This is a genomic window from Vibrio owensii CAIM 1854 = LMG 25443 (assembly GCF_000817815.1).
Classification (GTDB): domain Bacteria; phylum Pseudomonadota; class Gammaproteobacteria; order Enterobacterales; family Vibrionaceae; genus Vibrio; species Vibrio owensii.
Genome location: NZ_JPRD01000111.1, coordinates 1 through 720 on the forward strand (window position 1 = coordinate 1; position 720 = coordinate 720).

General features: G+C 44.6%; 1 protein-coding gene and 1 tRNA gene. Both read left to right on the forward strand.

What is annotated here, in order from left to right; translation table 11 throughout:
• Positions 1 to 58 precede the first annotated feature (58 nt).
• A tRNA-Asp gene (locus H735_RS29535) sits at positions 59 to 135 on the forward strand.
• Positions 136 to 425: 290 nt separating this feature from the next.
• Positions 426 to 656 carry an Arm DNA-binding domain-containing protein gene (locus H735_RS32180; protein WP_152447649.1) on the forward strand — a complete coding sequence of 77 codons (231 nt, stop codon included), beginning with the start codon at positions 426 to 428 and terminating at the stop codon, positions 654 to 656.
• Positions 657 to 720: the final 64 nt, after the last annotated feature.

Genomic DNA, 720 nt, shown 5'->3' on the forward strand with positions numbered 1-720 from the left:
CATGTGAGAGTAGGACATCGCCAGGCTTTAAATTTAGACTTAAATGTCTAACCAGTGCGGAGCGGTAGTTCAGTTGGTTAGAATACCGGCCTGTCACGCCGGGGGTCGCGGGTTCGAGTCCCGTCCGCTCCGCCAAGCCATTGAAAAAACGTCTTAGGACGTCTTTTTTATACCTAAAATCCAGTATTCACAAGGCTTGTCTGACGCTTTACGGCGAATGAAGACACTCTGTGACTTGGTTTCAATGGTACATCATTGGGTACATTGTCACTGTCTTTTACTTAACGGTGTAGTACCATCATGGCAAAACAAGTAAAACCCCATACTGAAATTCAAATCAAAAACGCTAAGCCTCAAGCAAAGGAATACATCCTTTCAGACGGCAACGGCCCGCGTCTTCGTGTTAAAACGAACGGCAGCAAAACATGCCCCTCAATTATACCCACCCTATTCTATCTAAGCGTGTTAATTTCACGTTAGGTACTTATCCAAATACTTCTCTAAAAGTTGTTCGCGAAAAAACACGTGAAGCTCGTGAACTCATTGAACAGGGCAAAGATCCAAAAACATGTCGTGACCAGAGCATACAACAAGAGCAACGTCGATTAACGTCCACATTAGAAAGCTACATGGACTCCCTCTTTTGTCAACAATAGCTACCACTGACAACAGTGGATCGGACAGCAGCTCTACATTCGGTGTTTAATCTGAGAAACTCCG